General features: G+C 35.1%; 7 protein-coding genes. 6 read left to right on the top strand and 1 reads right to left on the bottom strand.

The window, feature by feature from the left end; genetic code table 11:
- Nucleotides 1-122: 122 nt before the first annotated feature.
- The 6 genes from F6K18_RS10910 (at nt 123) to F6K18_RS10935 (ending at nt 9,316) form a co-directional block, all read left to right on the top strand.
- Nucleotides 123-3,305 carry a DEAD/DEAH box helicase gene (locus F6K18_RS10910; RefSeq protein WP_287520795.1) on the top strand — a complete coding sequence of 1,061 codons (3,183 nt, stop codon included), beginning with the start codon at nt 123-125 and terminating at the stop codon, nt 3,303-3,305.
- 149 nt (nt 3,306-3,454) lie between these two features.
- Entirely contained in the window at nt 3,455-3,622 is a 168-nt protein-coding gene (locus F6K18_RS10915) for a hypothetical protein (protein WP_287520796.1), read from the top strand.
- Entirely contained in the window at nt 3,612-4,868 is a 1,257-nt protein-coding gene (locus F6K18_RS10920) for a sialate O-acetylesterase (protein ID WP_287520797.1), read from the top strand. Before F6K18_RS10915 ends, F6K18_RS10920 begins: the two co-directional genes overlap by 11 nt.
- A gap of 168 nt (nt 4,869-5,036) precedes the next feature.
- The gene (locus F6K18_RS10925; RefSeq protein ID WP_287520798.1) at nt 5,037-5,861 is read left to right on the top strand and encodes an SWIM zinc finger family protein; all 825 of its coding nucleotides are present in this window, start codon (nt 5,037-5,039) and stop codon (nt 5,859-5,861) included.
- Nucleotides 5,862-6,232: 371 nt separating this feature from the next.
- Complete coding sequence (locus F6K18_RS10930; protein ID WP_287521261.1) at nt 6,233-6,994, top strand: DUF928 domain-containing protein; 762 nt, start codon at nt 6,233-6,235, stop codon at nt 6,992-6,994.
- Between the two features lie 6 nt (nt 6,995-7,000).
- Nucleotides 7,001-9,316: an adenylate/guanylate cyclase domain-containing protein gene (locus F6K18_RS10935; protein ID WP_287520799.1), complete on the top strand. Its 2,316-nt coding sequence runs from the start codon at nt 7,001-7,003 to the stop codon at nt 9,314-9,316.
- A gap of 377 nt (nt 9,317-9,693) precedes the next feature.
- Here F6K18_RS10935 and F6K18_RS10940 read toward each other — a convergent pair whose 3' ends face one another.
- Nucleotides 9,694-9,843, bottom strand: coding sequence for a hypothetical protein (locus F6K18_RS10940; protein ID WP_287520800.1), 150 nt, complete (start codon nt 9,841-9,843; stop codon nt 9,694-9,696).
- Nucleotides 9,844-10,024 lie beyond the last annotated feature (181 nt).

The following is a 10,024-nucleotide window of genomic DNA, read 5'->3' on the forward strand; positions in this document are numbered from 1 at the left end:
GGAGAAACAAGAAAAAATTTTCATTATTAGTCAATCCTCCCCTTGAAAAGGAGAAGTAATTATTAATTATTAATTATTAATTATTAATTGTTGAAATATAACCTTTTTGATAGATATTTAATATGGCAATTTTACATGGTTTTTGGTTTGCTCAGTCTGAACAAGATAGTTATTTCTTTATTTGGGGAGAAATTTGGCGCAGAATTACAGAAGATGATGCTGGTGAAACAGGAAAAATAATTAGTAATCCTTATGCAATAACTGCAAATGAATTTTTGAAGCTATTCCAGGAAAAGACCAATATTTCTTTAAAAAATCCGAAAATCACAACAAACCAAACCTTAGCTCTTCCCACAAAATCATTAGAATCTAGCCAAAAACTATATCCACTTCATTCTGCCACTAATTTCTCAGAAACCACAGAAAAGTTATATCTTTATCCCTGGCAAATAGAAGGAATTTGCCTAGACCCTATACAAGCAATAGAATTTTTACGCTCTTTTCCTCTGGGCAACATTGCTGAGTCTTTCATGGGGGCAGATTTAAGGTTTTGGTCTCATGTTGCGAGATGGAATCTTGACTTATTAGCAAGATGTAAATTTTTACCAACTATTGAACAACAATCAAATGAACAAAACTTTGCGATTTGGCAACCCTTACTTGATAGTGCTACAGACCAAAATCGACTGAAAAATTTTACCCTAAAAATGCCTCTTGCTTGTCGCACATATCAACTAGATTGGCAGTCGCCTATTTCCTTAGAAAATCTACAAATTATCCCCAAAAATAACACTTCAAAATTACCAAACCTCAGAGCAAGTCAAGAACTACTCCAAGATTTCTTGCAAAAAACAATAGACACACAAATTAGACAAATATCATCCGAAATATCTCAAACAGAAATTGCCTCATTAAATCCGGCAATTAAACAATGGTTAAAATCCTTATCAGAAAAATCAACTTTAAAATTACCTGCCACTAAAGAAACACAGCAAATTAGCAAAATACTTAATAACTGGCAATCCCCACTCCAACAATATCAAACTACAGAAAATCAATTCATTACCTGCTTTCATCTTCATTCACCATCCAACAATTCCAAAGAGTGGACTCTAGAATATTGCCTTCAAGCAATAGACGAACCAGAATTTTTAGTCGATGCCAATACAATTTGGAAAAATCCTGTAGAAAACTTCAACTATCAAGGAAGAACAATTAAATTTCCTCAAGAAACACTGCTAAGTGGCTTAGGTTTAGCATCAAGAATTTATCCAACTATTGAACCTAGCTTACAACAAGCAACGCCCCAAAATTGTCAATTAACTCCGCACCAAGCTTATGAATTTATTAAAAGTGGGAGTTGGCGGTTTACAGACAGCGGTTTAGGAGTAATTTTACCACCTAGTTTAGCTAATAGAGAAGGATGGGCTTCCCGCTTAGGTCTAAGTATTCGTGCCCAAGCTCCAAAAATTAAAAAAACTGAAAGACTAGGCTTAAAAAGTCTCCTCAATTTTCAGTGGGAATTGTCCATTGGAGGTCAGAAATTAACCAAAGCCGAATTTAACCAATTAGTGGCAAAAGATAGTCCCTTAGTAGAAATTAACGGCGAGTGGGTCGAACTGCAACCCCAAGATATCCGGGCAGCCCAAAATTTCTTTGCTAGTCGTCAAGACGAAATGGCTTTATCTTTAGAAGATGCTTTACGATTGGCCACCGGAGACACTCAAGTTATGGAAAAGTTACCCGTCGTTAATTTTGAAGCTGGCGGTCAACTCCAAGAACTTCTGGACACTTTAACGAATAATCGTTCTTTAGAGGAAATTCCAACTCCTAAGAATTTTCGTGGGGAACTACGACCTTATCAAGCACGAGGCGTAAGTTGGTTAACATTTTTGGAACGTTGGGGTTTGGGTGCTTGTTTGGCAGATGATATGGGTCTCGGTAAGACCATCCAAACAATAGCCTTTCTTCTCAATCAACAAGAACAAGAATTACTAGAAGCACCCACATTATTAGTATGCCCTACTTCAGTATTAGGGAACTGGGAACGGGAAGTAAAAAAATTCGGACCAACCTTAAAAGTAATAGTACATCACGGTGATAAACGTGCCAAAGGTAAAGAGTTTCTCAAAGTAATTAAAGACAAACATTTAGCAATAACCAGTTACGCTTTATTGTATCGAGATGAAAAAATATTACAGACAATAAAATGGCAGGCAGTAATAGTTGATGAAGCTCAAAATATCAAAAATCCAGAGGCAAAACAATCTCAAGCTGTAAGAAAATTAGAAGCATCCTTTAGAATTGGTTTAACAGGAACTCCCGTAGAAAATCGCCTTTCAGAATTATGGTCAATTTTAGATTTTTTGAATCCTGGATATTTAGGAAAAAAACAATTTTTCCAACGTCGCTTTGCTATTCCTATTGAAAAATATGGGGATACAAATTCATTACAAACTTTGCGTTCTCTCGTTCAACCATTCATTCTACGTCGGCTCAAAACTGATAAAGATATTATTCAAGACTTGCCAGAAAAACAAGAAAATACTATCTTTTGCCCACTAGCAAATGAACAAGCAAAACTTTATCAAGACATAGTTGAAACTTCCTTAGCAGAAATTGAAGCTGCTGATGGTATTCAGCGAAAAGGAAAAGTTTTAGCCCTATTGGTAAAGCTCAAACAACTTTGTAATCATCCCGTACTTCTACAAATCAAAAAAGGCAGTAGAAAAAAAATAGAAATTAGCGAGAAAAACTCAGGAAAGCTACAACGTTTATCTGCCATGTTAGAAGAAATAATTTCAGAAACAGAAAGGGCTATTATTTTTACTCAATTTGCCGAATGGGGAAAAATTTTACAACCTTATTTGCAAGAAAAATTAGGCAGAGAAGTCTCCTTTTTATATGGGGCAACTCGCAAAAATAAAAGAGAAGAAATGGTAGATAGATTCCAACAAGACCCTCAAGGTCCACCAGTAATGATTCTTTCTTTAAAAGCGGGAGGTACTGGTTTAAATTTAACTCGTGCTAATCATGTTTTTCACTTTGATAGATGGTGGAATCCAGCAGTAGAAAATCAGGCTACAGACCGGGTATTTAGAATTGGTCAAACCCGGAATGTTCAGGTACATAAATTTGTCTGTACCGGAACTTTGGAAGAGAAAATACACGACTTAATTGAAAGTAAAAAAGAACTAGCAGAGCAAGTAGTAGGTGCAGGGGAACAATGGTTAACTGAACTAGATACAGACCAGTTGAGAAACTTATTAATACTTGATAGAAATAAAGTAATTGAGGATGAGTAGAAATAATGAATAATGAATAACGAACTATATTAAAAGTCAGCGATTTCTCAATTATTTTCTAGTAATAAATCAAAATTCTCATCAAATAGCTCAAATTACATTTTTATAATACTTTAAGCCATCGCTATTTCCAGACGTGAAGTATAGTAATGGTAGAGAGAGTGTGGAAAGTATGGGAGTTTTGGGAAGTCTGTGAAGAAATTACAAAACAGATACATCTTCACCATTACTATGCAGGACTACCTACTTCCGAAACTAACAGAAAAGAAATAATGTTCTTGAAATTTTGGTATAAGGAGAAAGAAAATGTCAGGTAACCTTATTAAAAATAGAAAAGCAATTCTTGTTGCGGGTCAGTCTAACACATTTTGGGCTCGACAATTTGGTGAAGCTCCTGTAGCGACAGGGGAACTTGACCTAAGTATTAAGCAGTTAGGTCGTCATAATCAAGATAATCTGGTTCCAACAAATGCGGGATTAACAAACATTCATTTTCAACAGGCAGATGGTGTTAGAACAGGTTATGCTTATCCTTTGGCAAAAGCTATTAAGGATGAGATTGAATGTGATGAACTACTAATTGTTCCTTGTGCCATTGGTGGGACAGGTTGGTCAAATAAGTATTGGACTGCAGATGGGACTTTGTATCAAGATATGATTGCTCGAATTCGATATACAGTAGAAGTATTGGGATATGAGTTTGTCGGGGCCTTTTGGTCACAAGGGGAAAGTGATGCTAATGCTACATTTTCACCTATTTGGCATCATCTTTTACATGGATTAATCTCAACTATTAGGACAGTTGCTTATAATGCAGGACAACCCAACGCTCACACTATCCCATTTGTAACCTTTGATATGGTTGAAGCTTGGGTTGGTAATGATCCAAATAGGAGAGCTATTCAAAATGCTCTCGAAGAAGTTGGGTCTGTTGTTCCATATACAGGGAACGCTAATACAACTAATTTACCAGCTAATCTTGAGTTGGATACCATTCATTATGATACGAGGCAATTGCTTGAGATTGGCAATAGAATGTTTTCTGCTTGGCAAACAGCTAAAACAAATGATATACCTAATGCTTATGCAACAGCAGGAGAAACAATTGTCTACCATAGAAACTTTGGACAATATTATTCAAATATTTGGCAAGCTCTTGAAAGTGGATCATCTCCATCTAATGCTCGTTATTCAAGGTTAGGTGAATTATGGCGCTACGAGAATCATGGGAAATATAAATTCAAACTGGAATGGGTAATTTCAGGTAAAACTAACAATATTATTTGGGAGCAGAACTTTATTCCACATTTTGCAGTTCAACTTATGTCAGCTGCAAGTCTTATTTCATTTTCATCTGGAGCTATTTTCGGTGGAAATGAGCAAATGGGTTTCAATGGTCTTGTTTTTGATACACGCAGAAATACATTAATAAAATTAAATTCAGGAGTTGACTGGTGGGTTCCATTAGGTCAAATAACGAGATTTAATGGTGGAATTCCTATTTCAAATATACATGGAGTTAAGTTAGCTTCGGAGGTTACATTAAGTGTAATTAAAAGTTAAATATCCAAAGAAACCGGGTTTGTATTAGATGCTTTACTATAGAAACATATATCTGCCACAAACCCGATTTATGACTGGTAACTGATAGTATAGAAACCGGGTTTGTATAGATGTTTTACTATAGAGACATACATCTGACACAAACCCGGTTTCTGACTGGTAACTAAAATGAACTTACAAAACGACAAAGAATGGTGGACTCAACAATGGATAGACTTGTTAAATTCTTATCGGTTTAAAAAGCGATTAGAAAGAGCAAGAAATTATGCCAGACAAGGAAACGTTCTGAGTCTAGAATTTAAAGACAAAGAAATTATTTCCCAAGTTCAAGGAACAGCTCCAGAACCTTATAAACAATCATTATGGTTAGATACTTTTAGTGATGAAGACTGGAATTATGTCATTGAAACAATGTCACAAAGAGCAATTTTTACTGCCAAATTATTAGCAGGAGAAATGCCTCAAAATATAGAAGAAGTTTTTGCTACTAATGGTTTAAGACTATTTCCATTTACCTTAGATGATATCCATGCTAAATGTGACTGCCCTGACAAAGCTAGAGTTTGTAAACATATTGCAGCAGTTTATTATATCTTAGGCGATCGCTTTAGTGATGATCCATTTTTATTATTTCAATTACGCGGTCGTAGCAAAGAAAAAATATTAGAAATTCTCCGGCAAAAACGCGGTCAAAGTGAAGAAGAAAATTCCATAATCAAAGAAAAAATTACAACAGAAAAAAACCAAAAATCTCTCACTTCAGCAAATAAAGAATATGTAAATTTTGAGGATTTTTGGAAATACGATCAACAGCTAGATTCTTCCCTGGTAGTAATTACACCACCCCCAAGTAATGAGACAGTTTTAGATGTTTTAGGACCTCTTCCTTTAGGTACATCTGCTGATATTATTAAGGATAATTTTAAGAAGGTTTATCAAAATATTAGTCAGCACGCAGTAATAACAGCCTTAAACCAGGGAGAAGATGGGTAAAAAAAATCTACAATATGTTTCGATTAGAGTGAATATAATCTAGAATTTACAAATGATGAAATATGAACAAATGATCGTGAATAGTCGAAGGTAATAAGATAGTTTTTGCTAAAATCAAAAAATAAAAATTATAGTTTGATAAGTAAGAAGAAAACTCTCTAAAGCAATGCTAAAAGTCTAAATCTCTTAATTACTATCCCTAAATAATTAGCAGTTCCCTTTTTTCTAAATCATTCTATACAAACTTAATTGTAAGTTCGTTTTTCTATTAATTATCGATAATGAAAAAAACTATATGTTATAATAACATATAGTAGATAAAAATAGCAATAGCTATATAACTTGAGTTTATACGGAGGTGATTTTTGATCATGTTTGTACGAAACTTTTTAGGACTTTCTTTAGTAGGTCTTTTAGTTTCAGCTCCTCCAGTCAATCACCCTCAAACTGCAAAAACTAAGGTGGAATCAAGCCCACAATTACAGGCAGTAACATTTCCACCAACAACTTCAAGAGGTGCGCCATCAAGAACTAGAGGAGCTGGGTCTCGCGGTCCTTGTAATCCAATAATTAAGCAAGAATTAAGCAACCTCACTGCTGTAGTACCAGAAAATAATATTGGTACAACAGTTAGTTCTAACCCAACTGTTTACCTTTATGTTCCTCAAAGTAGTAAACGAAAGGCAGAATTTGCTTTATTTGATTGGACAAATAGAGTCAGAGAACCAATATATAAAGTAGGTGTATCTCTGCCTCAGTCCGCTGGAATTATCAAAGTAAGTTTGCCAAAAACAGTTGAATTAGAAACTAATAACACTTATGTTTGGCACTTTGGCATAATTTGCGATCCAGAGGAGCGTGCTTTAGATTATTATATTAATGGATGGCTAAGACGTACCCCTCTCAAGCCAGAAATAGAAGCTAAATTAAAAGAACTGCAGGAAAAACCACTAGAGCTAGCTAAACTCTATGCTGAATTATCAGTTTGGAGCGAAACAATTACAACTTTAGAAAAATCTCGTGTTGCTTATCCTAATGCGTGGAAAAAACTGTTAAAATCAGTTGGGTTAGAGGACTATGCTGATAGTAAAATCTTTGATTATGGTCAGGAAATACAACCTGCTCAAAGATAATATAAATTGTTAGATTACCTAAAAGTTAAACATATTGAGAAACCATTAGTGAAATCTCATTATGATTCTCGTGGATCAACAGCTACATCATTAATTTGGCAGTGGCGCGGGGTGTGGATAACTACTCCCTGCGTAACTATATTGGTAATATTACTACGCCTAACTGGAATATTACAGCTATGGGAGTGGGGTACATACGACTTCTATATGAGAAATAGACCTTTACCTCCAAGGGACAAACGTATCGTAATTGTTGGTATTGATGAAGCGGATATAAGCAGAGTAGGTCAGGGAATAATTCCTGATTCAACTCTTGCCAAGTTGCTCAAAAAACTCAAAGCAATGGAACCCAGAGCTATTGGTTTAGATATTTACCGAAATTTACCTGTACCCCCTGGTTATCAAGAATTAGTTAAAGTATTTCAAAACACTCCTAATCTAATTGGCATCCAAAAAGTAGTAGAGGATGATAGAGGAGAAGGAGTAGCACCACCATCTGCTTTACAAGAAAAAGGACAAGTAGGAGCAAATGATACGCCTATCGATGCAGATAATAGATCTCGGCGAGGCTTATTTTATTTAGATAATCAAGATGGGGAAATTATTTATAGTTTTAGCCTGCATTTAGCATTACTTTATTTAGAAAAGGAAAATATTAAAGCAGATACAGTAGAGGGGACCGATCACTGGCGCGTAGGAAATCAGGTATTCCCTCCTTTTCAAAAAAATGAAGGTGGTTATGTCAGAACCGATGCTCGTGGGTATCAATTATTAATTAACTATAGAGGGCCGAGCGGTCATTTTGAAACTGTTTCTCTGACAGATCTACTTGATGGACAAGTCCCTCCAGACTGGGGACGCGATCGCATAATTTTGATTGGAGCAGTAGGAGAAAGCTTCAACGATCTATTCTATACACCCTACAGTAGTCATTTGTTAGCTCCACCAATACCAATGGCAGGAGTAGAACTACAAGCAAATTTTATTAGTCAAATTATTAGTGCCGCCCTAAATGAACGTTCCTTAATCAAAACTTGGTCTGAACCCCAGGAATGGTTATGGATTTTTATCTGGTCTGGAGTTGGAACCACAGTTACATGGCAGTGGCGAAATCAAACAAAAAAATTCTTGTCACTAACTTTATTGAAGAACCTAATCCTAGAAGCTGGAATCATTTTTCTTAGCACTTATATTATGTTTCTTTGGGGATGGTGGCTTCCTGTAGTGCCTCCTTTATTAGCAATAGTAGTTTCTTCATTTGCCATTACAGGTTATGTTGCTGGCACTGCTAGTCTGATTAGAAAAACTTTTGCTCGTTATCACTCCAATGAAATAGTCAAGAATTTATTGGAAAGTAAAGAGGGTTTAAAAATAGGAGGTAAGAGGCAATGTATAACTGTATTAACTTCTGATTTAAGAGGGTTTACGGCCTTTTCTGAGCAACTATCCCCAGAAAGTGTTGTAGAAATTATTAATATTTATCTCAAAGATATATTAAAAATCATTACTCAATATGGTGGTAGTATTGACAAGCTACTTGGCGATGGAATAATGGTTTTATTCGGCGCTCCCATAGTTAGGGAAGATGATGCACAGAGAGCTGTGGCCTGTGCATTGGCAATGCAGTTAGAAATGAAATCTATTAATCAAAAAATCAAAGCTCTAGGGTGGCCAACTTTAGAAATGGGCATTGGTATTCATACAGGGGATGCTGTAGTCGGAAATATTGGCTCTGAAGAACATACTGAATATACTGCTATTGGTTGGGAAGTTAATTTGGCTTTTCGCATAGAAAGCTATGCCACTGGAAATCAAATTCTGATTTCTAATGCTACTAGGGCAGCGGTCGGTACCTCACAATTAAGGATAGATAGTACGAAGGAAATTAAGCCTAAAGGTATTAGTAATCCAATTAATATTTATGAAGTGGGAGGAATTAGTGGTAAATATAATCTATTTTTGCCGAAAGAAGAGGAAATTCTATTACCGATAGAACAACCAATTCCTATCTTTTATTTAATTGTAGAAGGCAAACATATTAGTAATACTGTGTTTAAGGGAAAATTAGTTAAGCTTTCTCAAAGAGGATCAGAGATAGAAATTAACAGATATGCTTCAGAAGATTCACTACCATTAATTCATAGTAATATCCAACTTAATTTATTAAATCCTAGCAATAAATCGTTTATGAGCGAGCATATTTATGGAAAAGTATTAAGAGTAGAAGAAGCATCAAAGACTTTTTACATCCGTTTTACTTTTAAGCCCCAATCTGTTTTAGAACAACTTGATAGTTTATATCAATCTTCTTTACAGCGATAGAATTTAGTGTTAAACTGGGAGAGTGTAAGTCAGGATTAGGTTGGTTTCAAGAATGACAAGCAAAATTGACAAAAGTAGAGCTATAATTTGAGTCACCACACATAAAACAGGCTAGAGGAAAATTTTCAACTCTAGCTGTAGTAGTTACTGTTAAACTATGAAATTATCAAAAGATAGCTGATTACATTAGGTCTAGATCTTCTAGTTAGTAATCGCTATCTTTAAAAAGATAATATTTTTTTAGGTAGAAGAAGATGGTATGTCAATTTTTTATTCTTGGTGGTATACCTAAAGTTAAGAGTAAATGTCTGTAATCAATAGCACTACTACTGTCATTACTTAATTACCACACACAGGTATCGTAGCCACTACATTAATTAACGACCACGACGACTACGACTACGACCACCAGCTACAGAATCTAAATCCTTGTCAGTTAGCTTTTCCAATTTTGGCTGCTTGTCAACAGTAGGCTTTTTCGATGTACTTTCTCGTTTTGGGTTTGGTTTTTGTTGTTTATATGTCATTGTCCTTCTCCTAAGTAACTCTTTTAACTTAATCTAGGTTGGTATACTGTTGTATACTAACTTAGATAGAATTTAACTACATATCATATCTTATATTTTAACTTATAATTTACCCTTACCTCTATCGTATCCCACCAATAATGGGTTGAACCCCTGATCTAGTGAGTATTAAAAAAAAATT

It is taken from the genome of Okeania sp. SIO2C2 (assembly GCF_010692625.1).
Classification (GTDB): domain Bacteria; phylum Cyanobacteriota; class Cyanobacteriia; order Cyanobacteriales; family Microcoleaceae; genus Okeania; species Okeania hirsuta.

Excerpts from the sequence above, each read along its gene's own strand:
- F6K18_RS10930 (WP_287521261.1), top strand. The coding sequence starts at position 6,233 with ATGTTTGTACGAAACTTTTTAGGACTTTCTTTAGTAGGTCTTTTAGTT.
- F6K18_RS10920 (WP_287520797.1), top strand. The coding sequence starts at position 3,612 with ATGTCAGGTAACCTTATTAAAAATAGAAAAGCAATTCTTGTTGCGGGT.
- F6K18_RS10915 (WP_287520796.1), top strand. The coding sequence starts at position 3,455 with ATGGTAGAGAGAGTGTGGAAAGTATGGGAGTTTTGGGAAGTCTGTGAA.
- F6K18_RS10925 (WP_287520798.1), top strand. The coding sequence starts at position 5,037 with ATGAACTTACAAAACGACAAAGAATGGTGGACTCAACAATGGATAGAC.
- F6K18_RS10940 (WP_287520800.1), bottom strand. The coding sequence starts at position 9,843 with ATGACATATAAACAACAAAAACCAAACCCAAAACGAGAAAGTACATCG.
- F6K18_RS10910 (WP_287520795.1), top strand. The coding sequence starts at position 123 with ATGGCAATTTTACATGGTTTTTGGTTTGCTCAGTCTGAACAAGATAGT.